This is a genomic window from Salinisphaera sp. C84B14, from assembly GCF_040361435.1.
Taxonomy (GTDB): Bacteria; Pseudomonadota; Gammaproteobacteria; order Nevskiales; family Salinisphaeraceae; genus Salinisphaera.
The window spans coordinates 50,414-72,225 of the sequence record NZ_APNL01000015.1 but is presented as its reverse complement, the minus strand read 5'-3'; the positions used below and the strand labels follow the sequence as shown (position 1 = coordinate 72,225).

Annotated in this window: 22 protein-coding genes; 15 read left to right on the top strand and 7 right to left on the bottom strand. The window is 65.5% G+C overall.

Annotated features, from left to right (window positions below):
* Positions 1-34: 34 nt before the first annotated feature.
* Complete coding sequence (locus tag C84B14_RS13435) at positions 35-1,462, top strand: Na+/proline symporter (RefSeq protein WP_353224841.1); 1,428 nt, start codon at positions 35-37, stop codon at positions 1,460-1,462.
* Here C84B14_RS13435 and C84B14_RS13430 read toward each other — a convergent pair.
* Positions 1,432-2,673: a class I SAM-dependent methyltransferase gene (locus C84B14_RS13430; RefSeq protein WP_353224839.1), complete on the bottom strand. Its 1,242-nt coding sequence runs from the start codon at positions 2,671-2,673 to the stop codon at positions 1,432-1,434. The two genes, C84B14_RS13435 and C84B14_RS13430, sit on opposite strands and share 31 nt — an antisense overlap.
* 196 nt (positions 2,674-2,869) lie before the next feature.
* Here C84B14_RS13430 and C84B14_RS13425 point away from each other — a divergent pair, with 196 nt between their 5' ends.
* The gene (locus C84B14_RS13425) at positions 2,870-3,310 is read left to right on the top strand and encodes a universal stress protein (RefSeq protein ID WP_353224838.1); all 441 of its coding nucleotides are present in this window, start codon (positions 2,870-2,872) and stop codon (positions 3,308-3,310) included.
* 114 nt (positions 3,311-3,424) lie between these two features.
* Here C84B14_RS13425 and C84B14_RS13420 read toward each other — a convergent pair whose 3' ends face one another.
* Positions 3,425-4,195 carry a CDP-alcohol phosphatidyltransferase family protein gene (locus C84B14_RS13420; RefSeq protein WP_353224836.1) on the bottom strand — a complete coding sequence of 257 codons (771 nt, stop codon included), beginning with the start codon at positions 4,193-4,195 and terminating at the stop codon, positions 3,425-3,427.
* A 201-nt stretch (positions 4,196-4,396) separates the two neighbouring features.
* Here C84B14_RS13420 and C84B14_RS13415 point away from each other — a divergent pair, with 201 nt between their 5' ends.
* From C84B14_RS13415 to C84B14_RS13395, 5 genes are read left to right on the top strand one after another with little or no spacing between them, the layout of a single operon-like run.
* The gene (locus C84B14_RS13415) at positions 4,397-5,377 is read left to right on the top strand and encodes a zinc-dependent alcohol dehydrogenase (protein WP_353224834.1); all 981 of its coding nucleotides are present in this window, start codon (positions 4,397-4,399) and stop codon (positions 5,375-5,377) included.
* A gap of 38 nt (positions 5,378-5,415) precedes the next feature.
* Complete coding sequence (locus tag C84B14_RS13410) at positions 5,416-5,814, top strand: 6-pyruvoyl trahydropterin synthase family protein (protein ID WP_348765985.1); 399 nt, start codon at positions 5,416-5,418, stop codon at positions 5,812-5,814.
* Entirely contained in the window at positions 5,811-6,854 is a 1,044-nt protein-coding gene (locus tag C84B14_RS13405; protein ID WP_353224832.1) for a glycosyltransferase family 4 protein, read from the top strand. The genes C84B14_RS13410 and C84B14_RS13405 overlap by 4 nt, the downstream gene beginning before the upstream one ends.
* A complete protein-coding gene (locus tag C84B14_RS13400) occupies positions 6,851-7,696 on the top strand; it encodes a class I SAM-dependent methyltransferase (protein ID WP_353224830.1) in 846 nt (281 codons plus the stop codon). The genes C84B14_RS13405 and C84B14_RS13400 overlap by 4 nt, the downstream gene beginning before the upstream one ends.
* A complete protein-coding gene (locus tag C84B14_RS13395) occupies positions 7,693-8,670 on the top strand; it encodes a lysylphosphatidylglycerol synthase transmembrane domain-containing protein (protein WP_353224829.1) in 978 nt (325 codons plus the stop codon). Before C84B14_RS13400 ends, C84B14_RS13395 begins: the two co-directional genes overlap by 4 nt.
* 308 nt (positions 8,671-8,978) lie before the next feature.
* On the opposite strand, the gene C84B14_RS13390 is transcribed toward C84B14_RS13395, so the two are convergent.
* The gene (locus tag C84B14_RS13390) at positions 8,979-9,818 is read right to left on the bottom strand and encodes a RibD family protein (protein WP_353224827.1); all 840 of its coding nucleotides are present in this window, start codon (positions 9,816-9,818) and stop codon (positions 8,979-8,981) included.
* Positions 9,819-9,992: 174 nt separating this feature from the next.
* Here C84B14_RS13390 and ribA point away from each other — a divergent pair, with 174 nt between their 5' ends.
* On the top strand, positions 9,993-11,141 hold the full coding sequence (gene ribA, locus C84B14_RS13385) for a GTP cyclohydrolase II RibA (protein ID WP_348765980.1): 1,149 nt from the start codon (positions 9,993-9,995) through the stop codon (positions 11,139-11,141).
* A gap of 100 nt (positions 11,142-11,241) precedes the next feature.
* Here ribA and C84B14_RS13380 read toward each other — a convergent pair whose 3' ends face one another.
* Both C84B14_RS13380 and C84B14_RS13375 read right to left on the bottom strand, forming a co-directional pair.
* Positions 11,242-12,042 (bottom strand): creatininase family protein, encoded by an 801-nt coding sequence (locus tag C84B14_RS13380; protein ID WP_353224825.1) that lies wholly within the window; start codon positions 12,040-12,042, stop codon positions 11,242-11,244.
* Positions 12,043-12,138: 96 nt separating this feature from the next.
* Positions 12,139-12,732: a DUF2946 family protein gene (locus C84B14_RS13375; protein ID WP_353224823.1), complete on the bottom strand. Its 594-nt coding sequence runs from the start codon at positions 12,730-12,732 to the stop codon at positions 12,139-12,141.
* 124 nt (positions 12,733-12,856) lie between these two features.
* Between C84B14_RS13375 and lhgD the strand changes: the two genes are divergently transcribed.
* Both lhgD and C84B14_RS13365 read left to right on the top strand, forming a co-directional pair.
* A complete protein-coding gene (lhgD, locus tag C84B14_RS13370) occupies positions 12,857-14,047 on the top strand; it encodes an L-2-hydroxyglutarate dehydrogenase (protein WP_353224822.1) in 1,191 nt (396 codons plus the stop codon).
* Positions 14,048-14,118: 71 nt separating this feature from the next.
* On the top strand, positions 14,119-14,745 hold the full coding sequence (locus C84B14_RS13365; RefSeq protein ID WP_353224820.1) for a flavin reductase family protein: 627 nt from the start codon (positions 14,119-14,121) through the stop codon (positions 14,743-14,745).
* 8 nt (positions 14,746-14,753) lie between these two features.
* Here C84B14_RS13365 and C84B14_RS13360 read toward each other — a convergent pair whose 3' ends face one another.
* On the bottom strand, positions 14,754-16,826 hold the full coding sequence (locus C84B14_RS13360; RefSeq protein WP_353224818.1) for an AsmA family protein: 2,073 nt from the start codon (positions 16,824-16,826) through the stop codon (positions 14,754-14,756).
* A gap of 266 nt (positions 16,827-17,092) precedes the next feature.
* On the opposite strand from C84B14_RS13360, the gene C84B14_RS13355 reads away from it, so the two are divergent.
* Positions 17,093-17,470 carry an MliC family protein gene (locus tag C84B14_RS13355; protein WP_353224816.1) on the top strand — a complete coding sequence of 126 codons (378 nt, stop codon included), beginning with the start codon at positions 17,093-17,095 and terminating at the stop codon, positions 17,468-17,470.
* 127 nt (positions 17,471-17,597) lie between these two features.
* On the opposite strand, the gene C84B14_RS13350 is transcribed toward C84B14_RS13355, so the two are convergent.
* Positions 17,598-18,740: a tetratricopeptide repeat protein gene (locus C84B14_RS13350; protein WP_353224813.1), complete on the bottom strand. Its 1,143-nt coding sequence runs from the start codon at positions 18,738-18,740 to the stop codon at positions 17,598-17,600.
* Positions 18,741-19,019: 279 nt separating this feature from the next.
* Here C84B14_RS13350 and C84B14_RS13345 point away from each other — a divergent pair, with 279 nt between their 5' ends.
* The 4 genes from C84B14_RS13345 to C84B14_RS13330 all read left to right on the top strand — a co-directional run bounded on the left by C84B14_RS13345 (position 19,020) and on the right by C84B14_RS13330 (position 21,685).
* Complete coding sequence (locus C84B14_RS13345) at positions 19,020-20,111, top strand: M42 family metallopeptidase (RefSeq protein ID WP_348765972.1); 1,092 nt, start codon at positions 19,020-19,022, stop codon at positions 20,109-20,111.
* A 121-nt stretch (positions 20,112-20,232) separates the two neighbouring features.
* Positions 20,233-20,592, top strand: coding sequence for a hypothetical protein (locus C84B14_RS13340; RefSeq protein ID WP_353224811.1), 360 nt, complete (start codon positions 20,233-20,235; stop codon positions 20,590-20,592).
* A 27-nt stretch (positions 20,593-20,619) separates the two neighbouring features.
* Complete coding sequence (locus C84B14_RS13335) at positions 20,620-20,964, top strand: CidA/LrgA family protein (RefSeq protein WP_348765970.1); 345 nt, start codon at positions 20,620-20,622, stop codon at positions 20,962-20,964.
* Position 20,965: 1 nt separating this feature from the next.
* On the top strand, positions 20,966-21,685 hold the full coding sequence (locus C84B14_RS13330; RefSeq protein ID WP_348765969.1) for an LrgB family protein: 720 nt from the start codon (positions 20,966-20,968) through the stop codon (positions 21,683-21,685).
* Positions 21,686-21,812: the final 127 nt, after the last annotated feature.

Sequence of the window (21,812 nt, the reverse complement as noted above, 5' to 3'; positions counted from 1 at the left end):
GCTGACCGGCGCCCTGGCGTTCACGCCATGGCTGGTGTTCGCGGCTTATGCCCTGATCGTGCTTCGGGCTACCCCGCGTGCCAGCGGGCCGATGGGGTTTTTTGGCGGGCATTCTCTGAGCGGGCGCAGCCCCGGCGTGTGGCTGCTCGGCGCGTCGGCGGCCATCTCCTGGGTGATGGCCAAGAGCGTCGACAACGCCATGAACCTGACCGCCGCTTTCGGCTACTGGGGCGGCATCGGCTATGCCAGCTACTGGCTGGCCTTCGTGGTGGTGGCCGTTGCGGTCTACTTCATCCGCCGCTACGGCCACGACAATTCGCTGGCCGCATTTCTCGAACGTAAGTACGGCGCGACCGCGACCCGGCTGTTTCTGGTCGTGATCGGCATTCGCCTGTTCAACGAGATCTGGTCGAACACCAAGGTCGCCGCCCTCTATTTCGGCAGCGAAGGCAGCACGCCCTACTGGGTGGCGGTGATCGCTTTCACCGGCCTGACCCTCTACTACGCCCGCCGCGGCGGGCTGCGTTCCTCGATCGTGACCGACGCGGCCCAGATGGTGCTGATTGCGCTGCTGCTGGTCGTTACTCTCGTGGTATTGGCGCCGGGCCTGATCGGCGCCACGGGCACCGGCGCCGCAGCACCGCTGGTCGGCGCCGAGATGCGCATGCACGGTATTACTTTTGCCGTGCTGGCCCTCGTGCAGACGCTGTCGTACGGCTTTCACGATCCGGTACTTACCGACCGCGCCTTCGTCAGTCCGCCGCACAAGATGGTGGCCAGCTTCGTACTCGCCGCGCTGCTCGGCGGCGCGCTGATTGCCGGCTTTAGCGTAGCCGGCCTTTATGCCCTGGCCGAAAACATCCCGGCAACGCCGTCGGTCGCCGTGGCCGTACCCATGGCGCTGGGCCTGGGCATGATGCTGCTGTTCAACGCGGTAATGCTGGCCAGCGCCGGCTCGACGCTCGATTCCACCTTCGCCTCCACCGCGAAGTTCACCGCCCGCGACTGGCGCGTCGCCCGTGCCGTGCCCACCCATAAGGACCAGCAGCGCGGCCGCCGGGCGATGTGGATCATAGCCCTATTGGGCAATCTGCCGCTGCTGTCTCTGTATATCAAAGGCGTCGGCCCGGCCGTGATCGCCGCGACTACCATCAGCGGCACCGCCATCATGGGTCTGGCGCCGATCTTTCTGCTGGCCTGGCTGCCCGGCGCCGGTCGACTGTCGTTTCACGTGGCCCTGTGGCCGGGGGTGGTGATCGGAATTGCCCTGGCGCTCGAACGCCTGGCCGGCCTCGACCTGATTCCTGACGCCCTGTCGCTGGGCAGCGGCCCGTATGCACAGACGCTCGGCATCAACGTCTGGGGGCTGGCACTGTGTACCACGCTGTTTCTGGCGACCACCATCGCCGCGCGCCTGCGTTCGGGCAGCATTCAGCCGGTGCGGTCGAACTCGGTATCCTGAATTCGACGCGGCGCCTCGAGTCGAGCGCGGTAGAGATAATCGCGGGTCACGGGCACCACATCATTGCGCTGGGCAAGCTGGAGATGGAACACCACGAGCTCGCCCCAGCGAAAGATGGCCTGGCAGCCCAGCAGATAGAACTCCCACATCCGGCAGAAGCGTTCGCCCAGGCGGTCTCGAAACGCCTCGCGATGCTGTTGAAAGCGCTGATTCCAGCAATCCAGCGTGCGCGCGTAGTGCAGCCGCCACACTTCGACGTCCGCCAGACTCATGCCCGTCTTCTCGATACAGGGCACAACCTCTGACAGCGAAGGCACATAGCCGCCGGGGAAGATATAGCGCTCGATCCAGCCGTGGGTATCCTCGATCGGCGGGCCGTTTCGCCCGATCGTATGGATCAGGCTGCGCCCGCCGGGGTTGAGCAAACGCTGCACCTGATCGAAAAAGATCTGAAACTGTGGCCGGCCGACATGTTCAAACATACCCACGCTCACGATGGCGTCGTAGCCATCGCTTTCCTGGCGCTGGTGTTCGCGATAGTCCTGCTTGAGAAAACGCAGGCGATCGGCCAGCCCTTCATGCTGGGCGCGCGCCTGCGCATATTCGTACTGGTCGTCGGAAAGCGTCAGCCCGGTGACGGTCACGTCGTAATGCCGGGCAAGATAGCGCGCCAGTCCGCCCCAGCCGCAGCCGATATCGAGCACGCGATCGCCCGGCTCGAGACAGAGCTTGCGCGCGATATGGCGACACTTGGCCTGCTGGGCTGCTTCCAGGTCCATGTCGGGGCTTTCGAAATAGGCACAGGAATAGTGCATCTCACTATCGAGAAAGCGTGCGAACAGTTCGTGATCGATATCGTAGTGGTGCCTGACGTTGCGTCGTGAGCGCAGCCGCGAATTGGCTTCGCGAAGCCCGCGCAGCGCATGGCGCGCCAGATCGAGGATGGGGTTGGAACCGAACTTGTCCGCGTTCGTGAAATACAGCTCGAAAACTGCCAGCAGGCCGCCCTCGCCCGGCCACCAGTCACCGTCCATATAGGCTTCGCCGAAAGCCATTTCCGGATCCGAGAGCAGCCGCGCCAGTACCTTGCGTTCGCGCAGATGGATATGCGCTGTAGGCGGCCCCTGGCCGATGATCCGCGTGTTTGTATCCGGGAAGTGCACGACGAGCGTGCCTTGAGCGATCAACCGGTCGAAAAACCGTGTCTTCATGATGTCCCCGCCCTGGCCGGACGACGCATGCGCGACGCCCGACCGCGTTCTCATGCCTGCATAAATATTACACAGCTATCCTTTACCTGCATATTACACAATCATAAAACATGCCCGCTTTCCATTGCGCACACGCTTTTCATGCACGCTCGGGCGTGTACTCTGGAGCCAAGCCGGTTTCACAAGGAGAAAGATGATGTTCAACGCCATCGTCGTCGCGGTCGACGGCTCCGAGCACTCGAAACGCGCCATCGATATCGCAGCCGATATGGGCCAGCGCTACGACGCTGCGGTGCACGTGGTGCATATTCCCCAACATACCGGGCACGAAAAGACGCTCGCGCTCGGCGGCGCGGCGATTACCCTGCAGCCTTCCCGGGCCGAACTGGAAGCCGCGGGCGAATCGGTCGTAGCGGCCGCGCGCGGCCTGCTCGAGGCCGCCGGATGCAAGAAAATCGAAACCGAGATACTCGGCGGAGACCCGGCCCAGCAGATCGTAGCCGCTGCCAAGCGCGTCGACGCCGATCTGATCATCATGGGCCGCCGTGGACTCAGCGATTTCACCGGCCTGGTGATCGGCAGCACGTCGCACAAGGTCGCGCATCTGGCGCCCTGTGCCTGCCTGACCACGCGTTAGACAAAACTTATCCGGCGGCTGCGCGCCGCAAGGCGCATGGGACAGCGCGGGTTGCCAAGCCCGGGCGGCCCGCGGTCGCTTGCGTGCTCGTCGGCCTGGGCGTTCGAATCAGGGCTAGTCGGCGCCGGCGATGGGCGCATGCGCACGGCGCAGCAGCCAAAGGATATCCCGCCCGAACGACAGCAACAGTAGCGCCAGCGCGACTAGCAGCGCCACGCGGGCCACGGGCGGCGTGACCACCGGCAACAGACAGAGCATGAGCGTCGCGCCCGGCCATACGCAGCCGATCTTGCGCAGCACAGAAGGCGGCAACGGCCGTTTGAGCGCCGGGAACAGCATCTGCGCCGCTATGAAAATATAGCGCGCCAGCCCAATCGCCAGCACCCAGGGCCCGGCCTTGCCCAGGGCAACCACCACGAGCGACAAGACCAGCAGGAAGAACGCATCGAGCTCCATATCGAAACGGGCGCCGAAGGCACCGCTGCTGCCGGTGCGGCGCGCCACCCAGCCGTCTACCCCGTCCAGCAGCAAACAGCCTATCGCCATGGCGACAAATACATGAACGTGTTCGCTCAAGAACGTGGGGAACAGGCCGGCACCGGCGAGAAGCATGACGATCGCGCCGCGTAGCAGCGTAATCCGATTGGCCCAGCCGAACGGCCGTGGCCAGGCCGAGCGGCGGACATAGAGCAGCGCCGCCAGGGCCAGATAAAGTCCAGCTACGGTCAAGCGAAGCGCCGCCGGGCCTGCCAGCGCGTAAAGCAACACCTCCATGACCACGCCAAGCGCGGTGAAACCGAACAGCAACTCGATTACCGCGGCGCGCGTATCGTCGCCCTGCGAAGACAGCATGCGGCCGTGCTCGCGCACGTGGGGCCCGGCCACGCGCGGGCTTCCGGGGACCCGCGGAAAAGTCGCTGGTCGCTGCAAAGGCGTGATGCGGGTTACATTTCGCACTTGGGTTCTTACTCGTGGGCAGCGCACAGGGGCGCCGGTAGGCCTTTCGCGGGGCTGGCGCAACCCACCCGCCGCGTTGACGAGTTTACGTAAACCTGTCTCTTTTCGTTGCAATTGTATGACATACGCATGACCGACCGTTTTGCCCGTGCCCTATGGCTGGAGCCGCCCAACGCCTGTGCGCTGCACCGGCAGCCGTTGCCCGAACGCGCGCCCGGGCAGCTGCTTGTACGCAGCCGTTACTCGGCGGTAAGCCGCGGTACCGAAACACTGGTGTTCTCCGGCGCGGTGCCTGAAAGCGAATACGAACGCATGCGCGCACCGTTTCAGGCCGGCAGCCTGCCGGGCCCCGTCAAGCATGGGTATGCCAACGTCGGCGTCGTCGAAGAAGGCCCCGAAGACTGGCTGGGCCGCGAGGTGTTCTGCCTTTATCCGCATCAGACACGCTACGTCGTGGACGTCGACGCGGTCGTAGCGTTGCCTGCCGACGTGCCCGCAGCACGCGCCGTGCTCGCTGCGAATATGGAAACCGCGGTGAACGCCCTCTGGGACGCCGGCATCGGCGTGGGCGACCGCGTCAGCGTGATCGGCGCAGGCGTAATCGGCGCGCTGATTGCCGGTCTTGCGGCCGGCATCCCCGGCACCGCCATCGAACTGGTCGATATCGACCCCGACAAGGGCGCGCTGGCGCAGGCCCTCGGCGTAGCCTTCCGACGGCCCGACGCAGCGACTGGCGATCGCGACGTGGTCGTACATGCCAGTGCGAGCAGTGCAGGCCTGGACACGGCGATTGCGCTGGCCGGCTTCGAAGCCACGGTGCTGGAAATGAGCTGGTATGGTGCTATGCCGGTGACCGTGGGTCTGGGCGGCGCATTTCATTCCCAGCGGCTGACGCTGCGTTCGAGCCAGGTGGGGGCGGTATCGCCCAGCCGGCGTTCGCGGCGCGATCACGGCTCGCGTCTGGCGCTGGCCGTCTCGCTGCTTGCCGATGCCCGCTTCGATGCCCTCTTTGAAGCCGAGGACGCCGCCTTCGACGATCTGCCGTCGGTCATGCATCGTCTGGCATCGCCGGCCGATAACAGCCTGTGCCAGCGCATCCGCTACGACTGACCGGGCGTTTTCTCTAGCAACCAAGATAAGGACTGAATATGTTCAGCCTGACCGTTCGCGATCATTTCATGATCGCCCATAGTTTTACCGGCGAAATCTTCGGCCCGGCCCAGCACACCCACGGCGCGACCTATGTGGTGGACGTATCCTTCATGCGCGCCGAACTCGACGAAAGCGACCTGGTCATCGATATCGGCCTCGCCAGCGACGCCCTCAAGCGGACCCTGGCGGAGCTGAACATGCGCAACCTCGACGACGTCGACGAATTCAACGGCCGCAATACCACCACCGAATTCCTGGCCAAGGTCGTATTCGATCGGCTGCGCAGCGCCATCCATGCCGGCGAGCTGGGCAGCACGGCCACCGCCCTTGCCGCCATGCGCGTCACCCTGGCGGAATCGCATATCGCCTGGGCGAGCTACGAGGGCAACGTGTGAGGCAGGTTTCGTTCCTGGTGGCCGGCGCGATCGACCAGCCCACCGGCGGCTATTTCTACGATCGCGCCATCGTCGGGGGCCTCAGGTCGGACGGCATCGACGTCGACGTTATCGAACTCGACGGCGTATTTCCGGTTCCGGATAGCGCCGCGATAAGCGCCCTCGACCGGGCGCTGGCGGCCTGTGCGCCGAATACGTCGATCGTTATCGACGGCCTTGCCGCCGGCGGGCTGCCCGAGGTGGTCGAACGGCATGCCGCCAACCGCTCGCTCGTGGTGCTGGTACACCATCCGCTCTGCGACGAGACCGGGCTGGCAGCCGATACCCGGCAACGCCTGCTTGAGGCCGAACGTCGCACGTTGGCCTGCGCGGCCCGTGTGGTGGTCACCAGCCAGTTCACCGCGCGCCGGCTGGTCGCCCTCAACCTCGCCGAAGAAAGCCGTATCACGGTCGTCGAACCCGGTGTGCGGCCGGCCATACAGGCACGAACCGCCTCGCAAGGGCCCTGTCGTCTGCTATGCGTGGCCAGCCTGACCCCGCGCAAGGGCCATCGCCTGCTCGTGGAGGCGCTGGCTCAGGTCGCCGATCTCGACTGGCGCTGCGATTTCGTCGGCGACGATCAGCGCGACGCCAACGAAGCCCGGGCCGTGCGCGAAGCCATCGAGCACCACGGCCTTGCCGAGCGCATTCGCGTGCACGGCCCGCAGGATAGCGAGTCAATAGACGCGCACTATGCCGCTGCCGATGTCTTCGTGCTCGCCTCCTACTACGAAGGCTATGGCATGGTCATCGACGAAGCCGTGGCCCACGGGCTGCCGATCGTAACCACCACCGGCGGCGCGCTGGCCGATACCTTTCCCACCGGCGCGGGCATGTCGGTGGCGCCGGGCGATGCGAACGCGCTGGCACAGGCGCTGCGCACGCTCATCGACGACGCCGAACAGCGGGGCTGCGCGGCGGCCGCCGCGCGCAGCGCGCGCGCACGTCAGCGCGATTGGCCCGCGGTCGCGCGCCGATTCGCGGCGGTGCTCGCGTCATGACCGAATCCACCCCGCACAGCCACTTCGAAGCCGACTGGCTGAGCTTGCGCGAGCCCGTCGATCATCGAGCCCGTGCCGAATCGCTCACCGAAGCCGCTGCCCACTGGCTGGCCCAGCGCGCTTCGAGCGAACACCGGATCGTGGACCTGGGCGCCGGGCGCGGGTCCAACCTGCGTTATCTCGCCTCGCGGCTGGCGCGATCGCAACACTGGCGGCTTATCGATCACGATCCCGCCTTGCTCGGCGCAGCACAGCGCGACGGGGCCACGCTCGTCGACCCGGCCGGCGCGCCCATCACCATCGAAACCGATACGCTGGACCTCAATCACGCCCGTTTCGAAGCCGGCCTCGACGGCGCCGAGCTAGTCACGGCCTCGGCATTGTTCGACCTGGTCACCCGCAAATGGATCGAGCGCCTCGCCCGTGCCTGTGCCGACCGCTCGGCGGCGGTCCTGTTCGTGCTGAGCATCGACGGGTGCATCGACCTCACGCCCGCGATCGCCGACGATGAGTTCGTCACTGATCTTCTGGCCGCCCATCAGCGCCGGGACAAGAGCTTTGGCACCGCCCTCGGCGCCGACGCGCCCACCGTGCTGCGCCAGGCGTTCGAAGCCCTGGGCTACGATGTACGTCTGGCCGCCAGCCCATGGCATATCGATGCCCGCGACGCCGAGCTCGGCGCGGCGTTGATCGAGGGCTGGCGCAGCGCCGCGCGTGAACAGGCGCCCGATGCCGGCGCCCGGATCGATGCCTGGGCGCGCGCACGTACAAGCGCGCTCAGGGCGAACGCGCTGGTCATCCGTGTCGGCCACCAGGATCTGTTCGCCACGCCCGGGCCATGAGCCGTTCGGCTTGGAGTACCGGGCTGCGTGCGCTGACCACGCTTATTGTACTTGCGGCGGTACTCTGGCAAATCGACGCGGGCGCGGTAACGCGGCAACTCCACGACCTGCGCTACCCATGGCTTGCCGCCGCACTCGCACTCACCGTGCCGCAGGTAGCGATCTCGGCCTGGCGCTGGCGACTTACGGCCGGCTGCATGGGGCTGACCCTGTCGCTGGGTGCAGCGATTCGCGAATATTATCTTGCCACCTTCTTGAATCAGATCCTGCCGGGCGGCGTGCTCGGCGACGCCAATCGTGCCTGGCGCCACGCGCGCGGCGATGCCGACACCGTCGCCGCCTGGCATGCCGTATTCATCGAGCGCTTTTCCGGCCAGCTGTCGCTCGTGCTCGTTACCGTGGCGGCGTTCTGGCAGTCGCCGCTGCTTGCCCGGGGCATGGCAGCGCGCTTTTCGACGGCCCCCATCAGCACGCCGTCGGGCATGGCCGTGGCCGTCACGATTGCGTTGCTGATCGCGGCGAGCGCCGCGCTGGCCTGGCGTAATGCCCGTGTCGCTGCAGCAATCAACGCCTTCGCAATAAACCTGCGGCGTAGCCTGCTCTCGCGCCACGTCTGGCCCGCGCAGTTCGCCAGTTCACTGATCGTAGTCGCAAGCTATATCGGCGTATTTCTGCTCTGTGCCCAGGCCATCGATCTGGCCACACCGGTCAGCACGCTGGTCTGGCTGATACCGCCGGTGCTTCTCGTAATGGCGCTGCCGCTTTCAATCGCCGGATGGGGGCTGCGCGAGGGCGCGGCCGCGCTGGTCTGGTCACTGGCCGGTCTGCCCGCCCACGAGGGCGTCGCGCTGTCGCTGTGCTACGGCGTGCTGGTGCTCGTGTCCAGCCTGCCTGGCGCGCTCGTGCTCGCCTGGCCCAACAATGGTCGGCTGAATGCTGGCCGTCCGCAAACCAAAGCGGATCTTCGCAAATAAGGCCGATGCCGATGGCGGGCTAATCCTTGCCCCCAGAGAAGTCGTGGCGGTGCCTCGTGCCTGGATTCAACGGCTTCGTCCGGAAGAGCAACCGCGGATCACAGCGATGAACAAGCGCGGCGTGTACGCCAGGCGACGACGAACAACCGCAAATGGCTTTCTTTGATCTGCGTGATCTGCGGACCTTTCCTTACCGGCCGGTGCTACCCAAGACAACTCGCCGAGGCGGTCGATTGCCCACCACGGCCAAATCAGTACATCGGGCGTAATCGGCGGATAAAACGGCGGTTATTCGCGTTGCGAGGTTTCTAGCCAGGCGATGCGGGCGTGCGCAGATCCAGATCGAAAAACATATCGTCGCCCATGACCTGATGTCGGCAGCTCGGCCGCAGCGCGGTGTCGAGGCGCATGATCGGTTCCAGCGACAGCGCCGGGCGCCCCGAGCCGATGAGCATGGGGGCGACCACCACATGCAGGCGGTCCAGCAGGCCGGCGTCGAGAAAGCGCGAGATCGTCACCCCGCCGCCCTCTACGAGCACGCGAGTCAGGCCACGTTCGGCGAGCATGGCGAGCACCGCGGCCGGGTCCATCGCCTGCGCCGGGCAGTCGAGCACCACGCGCTCTACGCCGGCCGGGCTGGGCCCGGCCTCGGGGCCGACGACATGCAGCGTAGGCGTCTCGGTATCGGCGAAAAGACCGCGATCTGCGTGCAGGCGCGCCCGGGGATCGAGCACCACGCGCACCGGATTCGTACCGTCCACGTGTCGGACCGTCAGCTGCGGGTCGTCGGCGGCGACGGTGCCAGCACCCACGATCACCGCGTCCACCAGCGCGCGCAGTCGATGCAGATGAATACGGCTGGCGTGGCCGGTGACATAGTGGGAGTGTCCGCTGTCGGTGGCGATTCGCCCATCCAGGCTCTGACCGAGCTGTGCGATCACGAAGCGCGGCCCGCCCAGCGCGACCGGCAGCAGCGCGTCGAGCAGCGCAGCGGCCGAGGCCGAACACTCGCCCTCGAACTGCCATGCCTGGCGTTCATCTATTATGATGGGCCACTGTTGCGCCTTGCTATCGGCAAGCGTGGTCGGCGCGACGCGCGCTTCGCTGCGTGCATCCTGAATCAACCGCCAGGCGTAATCGTCGTCCATCACAGGCATTTTTTGCTCGCCGCAATCCTTGGTCCAACGCGGCGCGGAAAACCGCGCGGGCCACAGACTCTAGGATATTGCGTCGCCCTATGCGAACGCCTGTGAAGCGACGATCACGCATGCCCGGCGCATGCGGCTTGATTTTTACGTACAGGGACCGGATTGAGAGACAGTATGCGACAGGTGGAACGATCGATATTCGATTTGCGGCGCGGCTTGCCCGTACTCATCCGCAGCAGCAGCCCACAGACCGATAACTCGCATCCGGCCACCCTGGTCGCCCCGCTGGAAGGCATGAGCGACGATGCGCTCAAGCGCCTGGCCGAACATGCGGGCAACCCCTGTTCCCTGATCGTGACCCGCCACCGTCTGGAAGTGCTGGGCATCGATACAGAGCACGAAAGCATGGCCTTGCCGATTGGCGAGCACGACAGCGCGGCCCAGGTCATTGACTGGGCTTGCGCACGGCATCCGAAATCCCAGCCCGCAGCCGACGAGATAGCGAACGCCTGCGACGGCGATGTCGCCGGGCTATCCCTCATGCGCCGAGGTCTGCTCATTCCGGCCGCAATCACCGCTCCGGTCACCGACGAGCGCCTCGCCGCGATCGAGGCCCGGATTAAGGACGGCAGCCTGCTGGCCATCGATACCGACGCCGTGGCCGACTACGAAAACAACGCGCCCTATTTTCTCAAGCGCATCAGCGCCGCCGACGTCCCACTGGACGACGCACCGCGCTCGCGCTTCGTGCTGTTTCGCGAAGCCGACGGCATGCGCGAGCATCTGGCCATCGTCATCGGCGATCCGGAACAATGGGCGGACGCCGTGCCGGTACGCCTGCATTCGGCCTGCCTGACCGGCGATCTGTTCGGCAGCCTGCGTTGTGACTGCGGCGAGCAGCTGCGCTCGAGCGTAGCCAAGATCGCCGACCACGGCGGCGGCGTGTTGCTCTATCTGGCCCAGGAAGGCCGCGGCATCGGGCTGGCCAACAAGCTGCGCGCCTACAGCCTGCAGGACGAAGGGCTGGATACGGTCGATGCCGACCATGTTCTGGGGTTCGGCGACGACGAGCGCAGCTACAACGTGGCGCTGGAAATGCTGGCACAGTTGGAAATCCGGCGTATCGAGCTGCTGACCAACAACCCGACCAAGATCGAGGCCATGAGCCGTGGCGGCGTCGAAGTCGTCCAGCGCAGCGGCGTCTACGGCCGGGTCACCCATCAGAACCGGCGTTACCTCACCGCCAAGGCCACCCGCGCCGGCCATTGGCTGGACCAGGTGCTGGGCGCCACGCCGGAAGACGCAGAAGCCGCCGATCGCTGATCCCTGATCGAAAACAACCGGCCTGTTGTCCTATCGGCCTGTAATCGCGTTCGTTCGCGGACAGCCCGCCTTGTGCCGTTCGTCGGACGCCGGGCGCGTACTACGCGCGGTGGCCGATCGTTTTCAGATCAAAGGCCAGCGTTTCGGCCATGATCTCGACCAGGCGCGCGCCAAATTGTGCGGCCAACGCGGCGCCGTGCTCGGCGCTGGCCAGACGCGCATCGCCGGCCACGCCGGCCGGATGTAGATCCTCGGCCATCCAGGCAAAGCCGGCATCGCCTTCCGGTAGGAGTGTGGCTCCCGCCTCGGCCCGACGCGCGCCAATCGGCTTGAAGTCGGCGATATGCGCCCGGCGTACGGCCTCTGGCGCGAAATGCAGCATGAGCGAGGTTTCCAGCGCCCCGCCGTGCAGGCCATGGGCCATCTCATGCGCTGCCAGGCTGTTCGCCGGTGCCGCAAACCGGAAATAGTTGGCCTTGACCACCAGTATGTCGCGGGCGGCGCGCAGCTTGAGCGCGGCCAGATCGAGCACCGCCTTGTTGCCGCCGTGGCTGTTGAACAACAGCAGCCGCCGTACCCCTGCACGGGCCAGCGCCGCGCCGATCGATTCGATCGTGGTGATCGCGGTTTCCGGCGCGACGCTGAGCGTGCCCGCATAGTTCGTATGTTCCAGGCTCGCGCCGATGGCCAGCGTGGGCAGCACAAACACCGGCGCACTGTTGTCGGGCAGGCGTTCGAGCGCCGCGCTCAGCAGACCTTCGCCAATGGTGACGTCGGTGGCCAGCGGCAGGTGCGGGCCGTGTTGCTCGATCGCGGCGACCGGCAGTACGGCCAGAGCGGCGTCGTCGGCCAGCGCGTCCAGCTCGGGGCCGGTCAGGTCTTGCCAGTAGTACCAGGCCATGCTCAGGCCTCGACCACGTGCAGTCGTTGGCTTGTGGGTTTGTCGAACGCGTTGATCGCTTGATTCATGATCGCTCGTCGTCGCCTGAGAAAGGCTCTAGTTGCTGTTTTCGCCGTCGCGCGGCGCCGGCTCGGCCACGAACCCCAGGGTCGTGGGCATGTCGGCCCGGTCGCAGCGATGAACCGGCAGGCGTTCACCGGCAAAGACGAGCTCCAGACCCGTGGGGCGACCCGGTGCGGCTTCCAGCGCCTCGGCAAGCGCCGCCTCTTCCACCTCGGCGTCGCTACCGCTGGCACGCAGGTGTTCCAGCACCCAGGCCAGATCCGCGCCCTGGATAAGCACCGCGCCGGCGTCGCTATCGAGCACGGCGTTACTGTCTTCGTCCAGATACAGGCCGCGCGCCTTGTCGATCGGCTGACCGGTATGGGTAACGAGCCGGTCGTCGGCCTGCACGCGCGCGATCAGCGGCGCGTATTCCAGCGTGATGTAGCCGCGCTGCGGGCCATTCTGAAAAAACCAGCGCCCGTATTCGTCCACGCCGTAGTTGCGCGCGATGGTGTCCACGATCCGTCGGTGGCGGATCACCTCGCCCTGAATCAGCCATTCGCCTCGGCGGTTCAGCCCCAGCCAGCCGAACAGTGCAGGTACGTTCGGCATGCGCGCCATCGCGCGTTCTACCCAGTCATCCATGGCTTTCGCTCTTCGGTTCGAGACCGGCGATCATACGATGCACCCGGCATGGCGCGACAGGCCCGGCATCCGGGCCGGGCGTTCGCGAGTGGCGTGGGCGACCCCGATCTGCTGCAATCGCCGCATGTACGATCGTATCGTCATCGGCGGCGGTATCGTGGGCCTGGCGACCGCCCGCGAACTGCTGCGCCGCGAGCCCGGGCAACGGCTGGTGGTGCTGGAAAAGGAGCCCGAGCTGGGCGTCCATCAGACCGGTCACAATTCGGGCGTGATCCACGCGGGGGTCTATTACGCGCCGAATTCGCTCAAGGCCCGTTTCTGTATCGCCGGCAATACGGCGACGAAAGCGTTCTGCGCGGCGCACGCCATCCCCTTCGACACGCCCGGCAAGCTGCTGGTGGCCACAGCGCCGGAAGAGTGCGCGGGCCTCGAGACCCTGTTCGATCGTATGGGCACCAACGGCATCGAGCGCCACTGGCTCGACGCGGATGAACTGGCCGAACGCGAGCCGGCGGTTCGCGGCGTGGCCGCCATCCATGTGCCCAGCAGCGGCATTGTCGACTATCGTGCGCTCTGCCATGCCATGGCCGCCGATATCGAAGCCGGCGGTGGCGAGATCCGCTGCAACGCCAGCGTATGCAATCTGCGGGAATATGCCAGCGAGGTCGTGGTCGAGACTGATGGCGACACGCTGCACGCGCGCCAACTGGTCGCCTGCGGCGGACTGATGGCCGATCGACTGATACGCATGCTCGATATCGAGCCGGGTTTTGTCATCTGCCCGTTTCGCGGCGAGTATTACCGCCTGCGCGAGAGCCGCCATGACCTGGTGCGGCATCTGATCTATCCGGTGCCCGACCCGGCCATGCCGTTTCTGGGCGTGCACCTCACGCCCATGATCGATGGCTCGATCACCGTCGGGCCGAATGCCGTGCTCGCCACCGCCCGCGAAGGCTATCGCGCCCGCGACTTCAGCATGCGCGACACCGCCGAAATGCTCGCCTTTGCCGGCGTACGACGCATGCTCGCGCGCCATGTCCGCCCCGGCCTGCACGAGCTGCGAAACTCGTTATCCAAACGCGCCTATCTGGCACGAATACAACGCTACTGTCCGCAGCTTGAACTCGACGATCTCGAAGCCCACCCGGCCGGCGTGCGTGCCCAGGCGGTCGCCCGTGATGGCACCCTCATCGGCGATTTTCAGTTCGTCGATACGCCGCGCACCCTGCATGTCGGCAATGCGCCCTCGCCGGCTGCCACCTCGGCGCTGCCGATCGCCGCGCATATCGTCGATCGCCTGTTGGCGCGCGATTGAGCAGACGGCTGTCTTGCACACGCAGCCCTACGGGTTAGCATCGCCTGCTACGCCCGCGCCAAGGAAAATCCATGAGCGATCACGACCCGTTTCACTTCTACGAACCCCGTAACGGCCACGGCCTGCCGCACGACCCGTTTAACGCGCTGGTCGCGCCGCGGCCGATCGGCTGGATTTCGTCCAGGAGCGCGAACGGCGTGCTCAACCTCGCGCCCTACAGCTTCTTCAACGCCTTCAACTACACGCCGCCGATCATCGGCTTTGCCAGCGTGGGCTACAAGGACAGCGTGGCCAATATTCAGGAGACCGGCGAGTTCGGCTGGAACCTGGCGACCGAGTCGCTGGCCGAGCCGATGAACCAAAGCTGTGCGGCGGTTGACCCGGAGGTGGACGAATTCGAGCTGGCCGGGCTCACGCCGGCGCCGTCACGCGTGATCGACGTGCCCCGCGTTGCCGAAACGCCGGTGTCGTTCGAATGCCGGCTCAGCCAGGTTCTGCGCCTGACCGGCGCCGACGGCGCCCAAACCGATACCTGGCTGGTGCTCGGCGAAGTGGTGGGCGTGCATATCGAACGGCGGCTGCTCGTCGACGGCGTATACGACACCGCCGCCGGCGAGCCGATACTGCGCGCCGGCGGCCCGGCAGACTATTTCACCATCGGCGCCGAGACACGTTTTCGCATGCGCCGGCCGCGCTGAGGCCGCGGTCACTGGCCGCCATCGTCCTCGCCGGCATCGCGAATACGCTCGATCACCGGCCCGCACTGGTTCTCCTCGCCGCCGGTCGGCGAAACCAGGGCCAGCAGCGATGCCGCGGGCGTTGCGGCCACGCCCAGGGCGACGGCCGCGGCACCGCGTGCCAGCAGCGGACCGGCCTTCACCCCGGGCGACGGATCAGCAAAACTGCCGCGCACGTACAACGGCGAGCGCAGCGTAAACAGCCGCGGGCCCTTGCTCTTGGGGGTGATGGTCAAATCCAGCGACTCGGGCCCGAAGTCGATATCGCCGGTGATGTTGACGATGGCGTTCTCCGTATCGAACACGAACACGTTGGGCGTGGCCAGACCTTCCTTGATGGGAATATCCGCGGCCGCACAGTTGATCTTGACCAGTTCGTCACCGAACAGCTTGCCGACCACGTAGTTGCCCACGTTCAAGCCGGCCAGCTCCATGAGGTTGCGGCTGATCGCGCCGCGATCGATGAGCACCGTCAGCCGCCCGTCGGCACCGCCGAGCAAGGCCGCTACCGAATTGCCGGTGCCGGTGAAGCTGGCATCGGCGTTGATTTCGCCCAGACTGCCATCCAACGCCTCCACCGCCGGCACGATCTCATCCAGCTGCAGACGGCGGGCATGCAGATCGGCACGGGCGGCCAGCGGCGATTTGTTGCCTTCCAGTCGCAGGGTGGTATTGAGTTCGCCCTTGGCCACGCCAAAGCGCAGCGGATCGAGCAGGATCTCGCCGTTGTTGAGCACCAGATGCGTATACAGATCGTTGAGCGGCAGCGTGTCGCCGTGCTGGATGCGTTGGGCGGTGAACTTGACGTCCGCATCCATGGCGGCCCAGCTGTCGGTATCGAATTCCTCGACCGGCAGGACCTTGTCTGCCGGCTGACGAGTGGATTCGCCGCGCTCTGCCTTGTGCTCGTTCGAATCGGCCCCGATCAACGGGGCAAGATCGGCGAACAACAGCTGCTTGGAGACGAGCTCGCCCGTGAGCTTCGGGCGCTCGCCCTTCTGGTCGAAGGTCAGATCGCCGGCAATGTCGCTATCGCCGATCTGGCCGGCGAAGTTGCGATAGGCAAACGTGGAGCCCTTCTCGTGATCGATCTCGGCGGTCAGATGGCCACGCGTTGAATACGCCGGCGTGGGCGGCAGCGTCACCCCGGTCAGCCGGTAGAGGTTGTCCAGGCTGGCCCCGGAAAAAGCGACGTCCAGGTCGGCGCCGCCGAAATTAAGCGGCTGGCTGATCGTGCCGGCGATCTGCACGCGCGTACTGCCCGAACTCACATCGGCCTGGACGGGAAAAGGCGTGGTTTCGCTCTTGAGCGCGAGCACGCCGCCGATTTTGCCTTTGCCGGATAGCGGCGCGCCGCGATAACGCCCGTCGATGCTCCAGCCGAATACGTAGTCGCGTACCGCGTCCGCGTCGGCCTTGACCGCGCTGTCGTCGCCGGTGACCTGGGCGAACGGTATCGCCGCCCCGAGGGGTTCCACGGCGAGGCGGATATCGGCATCGAGGGTGGCGTCGCGGTAGCGGACCTGGCCCTTGTCGAAGGCGATTTCGTCGACGTTCACTGTCCAGCCGCTGCCTGCGGTATCGCCTGCGTCGGCGGCGGAATCACCGCCGAGATCGAAGGTCCAGTTATCCCGCCCGTCGGCCTGGCGTATGAGCGTGGCATCGGCGCCCTTGAAGGCGATGCGCGGCAGCGACACGCGCTTGCCAAACAGCCCCAGCGGCGCAAGCCAGGCATCGACGCGCGCAATTTCTGCCATCGTGTCGCCCTCGAAACCGTCGGCGTTCGCCAGGGTTATGTCTTCGGCATGCAGGTGCGGCCAGGGGATCCAGGCTGCCAGGCCATGCTCGTCTTCGGGCCGGTCCCAGTCGAGGCCGAGATCGCCATTGATGGCGAAATCGCGCCCCAGCGCGGCCGACACCCGTTCGTTCACGGTGGGCTTGAGATAATTGAAGTCGAATAACACGACGAACAGAACGACCATCAAAAGCAGAACGACGAGACCGCCGGCGATACCGATTCCGATTTTTGGCGCACGTTTCATCGCAAACTCCTCAAAGCACCCCGGCCTTGCTGATAGATAAAGCACCGCTGAACTCCAGCGTTGCCGACGACGCGAACACGCCGGCCGGTCTGGCTTCGCGGCGGGTTCGGCGCCGCCAGCTCGTCGCTTGACGCCACCCCGACATAGCCGCCGGGGACGATGTCTGCGAGCTGATTATGGCGGTAAACGTCGCCGACATGTGTCGGTAAGCGGCGCTCATCGCGACAAATATGCGACGCTATTACAGTCAATTGATGGAGCCCGTCATGTTTTCTATTCCGCGTTCGCTCACCCTACTCGGCACGCTGGCGGCCGCCAGCTTCCTCGTCGCCGGCTGCGCCACCAGCGGCGATTCCACGACTTCGGCCGCCGCCGACTCGGCCGGCAGTGGCGTCAAGCTGCTGTCGTATCGCTGCGAAGACGGGCTGCAGATCAAGGCGAGCTATCCGACCGATTCCGTGGCGCTGCTGCGCTTCAACGAGCAAACCCACCAGCTGCGTGTCGTGCCTGCGGCCAGCGGCGTGCGCTACGTTGGCGAGACCATCGAATGGTGGACGAAAGGCAACGGCGCGGGGTCCACGGCGCTGCTGTCACAGCCCCACGCCGACAACGCCACCCAGACCTGCGAGCAGGTGGCGGTATAAACCGACCCGCGCATGGCCGCAGGCCGGATTGATCTGACCCGCCAACGCCAGCGCGGCCGCCACCCGGCTCACGGATGCCCGGCGACGGGGCATCTCGCATGCTGTTACGCCTGCTGATCCGACCGGGTCAGTCCAGATCCGCGCGCGCGACATAGCCCAGCCGCGGGCCGTCGGGCGCGGCATACACCGCCACCCAGCCATCGGCGGCGGCCTGTACCGGCCATACCTTGTCGCCCGCGGCCAGCGTGGCATCGACCCGCGCATTCGTATCGGGTGCTTCGCGCAGGGCGGTCTGCTGGCCGACAGCGCGGCTGGCAATCGTATCTAGCGCCTCGTCGAGCGCCTGTTGCGCACGCGGCATACCGTCGATGGCAGCGATCGCATAGTTGAGCACCGCCATCTGGCCGTCGCGTTGCACGCCATCGCCGTCGGCATACAGCTGGCCGAGGTTGTAGTTGGCGGTGGTATATCCCTGGTCGGCGGCGCTACGGTAATGGTCCGCCGCGAGCTGCGCATTGCGCTCGACACCCTTGCCCAGCTGATACAGCTTGCCGATGTTGATCTGGGCCGGAGCGTAGCCCTGGTCGGCGGCGACCCGATACCAGTGGGCGGCCTGCTCGATATCCGCGGAAACGCCGGTGCCGTGCTCATAAGCAAGGCCGAGCGCGCCTGCCGCTTCCGGGTAGCTGGCAGCCTGCGCCTCGAGTAGCGGAATCGCACGCTCGGGGTCGGCTGCGCCGCCCTGGCCGTTGATCAGCATCAGGCCGAGATTCAGCTTCGCGGCCTCGTCGCCGGCGTCGGCCGCACGTTCGAACAGCGCACGCGCCTGCGGCAGGTCTTGATGACGCTCACCGAACGCGCCGGCACGGATTTCGCCCAGGAAACGGGTCGCACGGTGATAGCCCTGGGCATCGGCTTTTTGCAACAGCGCGACAGCGCGGTCGATATCCGCCGCCACGCCTTCGCCGTGGGCGTAGGAATAAGCCAACCCGTACTGGCCCTCGGCGTCGCCCTGGGCGGCCGATTTTTTGTACCAGGCCAGCGATTGCGTCAAGTCGACCGGCATGCCCTGCCCGAGTGCCATCATCCGGGCATACTTGGCCTGGGCACGGGCGTCGCCCTGTGCCGCCAAAGGCCGAAACTCGGCCAGCGCCGTCGCATAGTCGCCATGTTCGTAGGCGTCCATGCCGCGCTCCAGATCCGCCGCCGATGCCGACCAGGCAGCCACGCACAACAAGCCGGCGGCCACCGCCCTGGTCCGTTTGTTCATCCTTGAGTTTCCTTTATCAAGCGTGTTTCGGGCCGACGTACCGCCCAGTGCGTGCACGTCGGCGCATGGTAGGCGACGGCAATCTGCGGGCGCCGGCACGCCGGTGCCGCATCAATTTGCTCAAGCACTTGAGTGCTTAAAGATAGACATTTTAAATCAATTGCTTAACTTCGGGTAATAGAGGCTTGAACGTAATCATGCACAAAGCTTGAAGGCGACCTGCACGAAACCGATAATCACCGGCTCAACTTTCGATGCCGACGCGCACAAGGATTTCCCATGGCCAAGACACAATCCATCCTTACCGAGGATTCGCTGGATTTTCTCGAGCGCTACCTGAACAACGCCGCACCCACCGGCTATGAAACGCCGGGCCAGAAGCTGTGGATGGACTATCTCGCGCCGTATGTCGACGAGTTCATTACCGACGCCTATGGCAGCGCGGTGGGGGTGATCAACCCGGACGCCGATTACAAGGTGGTCATCGAAGGGCATGCCGACGAGATTTCCTGGTATGTGAACTACATCACCGACGATGGCCTGATCTACGTGCTGCGCAATGGCGGCTCGGACCATCAAATCGCGACCTCCAAGCGCGTCAACATCCATACCAAGAACGGTATCGTGGACGGCGTGTTTGGCTGGCCGGCGATTCATCTGCGCGACCCGCAGAAGGAAGAAACGCCCAAGAAGGACAATATCTTCGTCGACGTGGGCGCGACTTCGAAAGAAGACGTCGAGAAGATGGGTATCCATGTCGGCTGCGTGATCACCTACCCGGACGAGTTCTTCGTGCTCAATGGCGACAAGTTCGTCTGCCGCGCCATCGACAACCGCATGGGTGGTTTCATGGTGGCCGAGGTCGCGCGCCTGATCCATGAGTCCGGCGAGCGCCCGAACTTCGGCCTGTATGTGGTGAACTCAGTCCAGGAAGAAGTCGGCCTCAAGGGCGCGGGCATGATCGCCGAGCGCATCAAGCCGAACGTGGCGATCTGTACCGACGTGACCCATGACACCACCACGCCGATGATCGAAAAGAAGAAGACCGGCGTGGCCAAGATCGGCGCCGGCCCGGTGATTACCTATGCCCCGGCGGTACAGAACCGCGTACGCGAGCATCTGATCGCCACCGCCGAAAAACACGAGATTCCGTTCCAGCGGCTGGTCAGCGCGCCGGCGACCGGTACCGACACCGACGCCTTCGCCTACAGCAACCAGGGCGTACCCTCGGCCTTGATCGCGCTGGCGTTGCGCTATATGCACACCACGGTGGAAATGGTGCATCGCGACGACGTCGAGAACGTCATTCGACTGATTTACGAATCGGTACGCAGCCTGGAATCGGGCACGACGTTCAACTATTTCGACTAAGCACTAGCGAGCGGCGCGCGCGATGTTGAAAAAGATACTGATCGGTTTCGGTGTCTGCTTCATCGCGCTCGTGGTTTTGTATGCGGGTTTGATGGCCTGGCTCTTCTGGCAGACCTCTGCCGTGAGCCAGGACATCAGCCCCTACGTCGAGCGTGTACTGCCGGAGATCGCGACCTGGCAATATCAGTCCTTTGAGCAAGAGCTGACCCCCACGCTGCGCGAGCAACTATCCACGCCGAAAGGCGACAAGCTCCTGCGCCAGTTCGCCACGCTCGGCGCGCTGGAGTCGCACGAACCGATACAGGTGATACGAACCGAACGCGGCGTCAATTTGAGCGAGGGTCGCTATAACCGTGCGGTCGTATTGATTCCCGCCCATTTCGCCGCGGGCGATGCAGAGATTCAGCTGGCGTTGGATCGCGTCGCGGACGGCTATGCCATCACCGGCATACACATTTCATCCGATGTATTCCTCGATTAGTCTGGCACCCATTGAGAGGGCTGCGTCTTGATTGGCAGCCTTGCCACCCTGCTGCTGTTTCAGCTCGCGGGCGAAATCATCGTGCGGCTGACCGGCGCGCCGCTGCCCGGCCCGGTGCTGGGCATGATTCTGCTGTTCCTGGCCCTGGTTCTGCGCGGACGCACGCCGTCGGTTTTCGCCGATACCAGCCGTGGCCTGCTCAACTATCTGGCCCTGCTGTTCGTGCCCGCCGGTGTCGGCATCATCAGCTATCTGGGCCGCGTAGCCGACGAATGGCTGGCGATCACCGTCACGCTCGTCGCCAGCACGGCGCTCGCAGTGGTCGTGACCGCATTCACGCTGCGCGCGCTCACCAGCCGGGGTCGCAACTGATATGGATCGCCTGACACAGATCTGGGTCTATATCGAGGAAACACCGCTGCTGTGGCTCGCGCTCACGCTGTGCGTGTTCTGGCTGGCGCAGCAGCTTTATCGGCGCCTGGGCAGCTTTGCCCTGCTCAACCCCGTGCTCGTGAGCGTGATCGTGCTGGTAATCGTGCTCAAGGCGACCGGCACGCCGTACGCGGATTACTTCGACGGCGCCCAGTTCATTCATTTCCTGCTCGGCCCGGCCACGGTCGCGCTCGCGGTACCGCTGGCGGCACAGGCCGCGGAGCTGCGCCGCTACTGGCTGCCGATCACCATTGCGCTGACCGCCGGCTCGCTCACCGCGGTGGCCAGCGCCATGTGCATCGGCTGGGCGCTGGGGCTGGATTCACAGACACTGCTGTCGATGCTGCCCAAATCCGTGACCACGCCAATCGCCATGGGCGTGGCCGAACAGATCGGCGGCCTGCCCTCGCTCACGGCCGTGCTGGTCATCCTGACCGGCATTACGGGCGCGGTGATCGGTATTCCGCTGCTGCGATTGCTGGGCCTGCACGACCCGGTGGCCAAGGGTTTCGCCATGGGTGTCGCTGCCCACGGCATCGGTACCGCCCGCGCCTTCGAACACAGCGAACGCGCCGGTGCATACTCCGGTCTGGGTATGGGGCTTAACGGCGCGCTCACCGCGCTGCTCGTGCCGTTGCTGGTGTGGCTGTTCGGGCTATAGCCCCGTGGTCTTGTCTCGCGCTGCGGCTGTACCCATGCTCGTTGATATGACGATTCACGCCAGAGCGAACCGGCCAGCGCGCTCGCGCCCATAGGCCGCCCCGACCGACCCGCGCATGCCTTGCCGA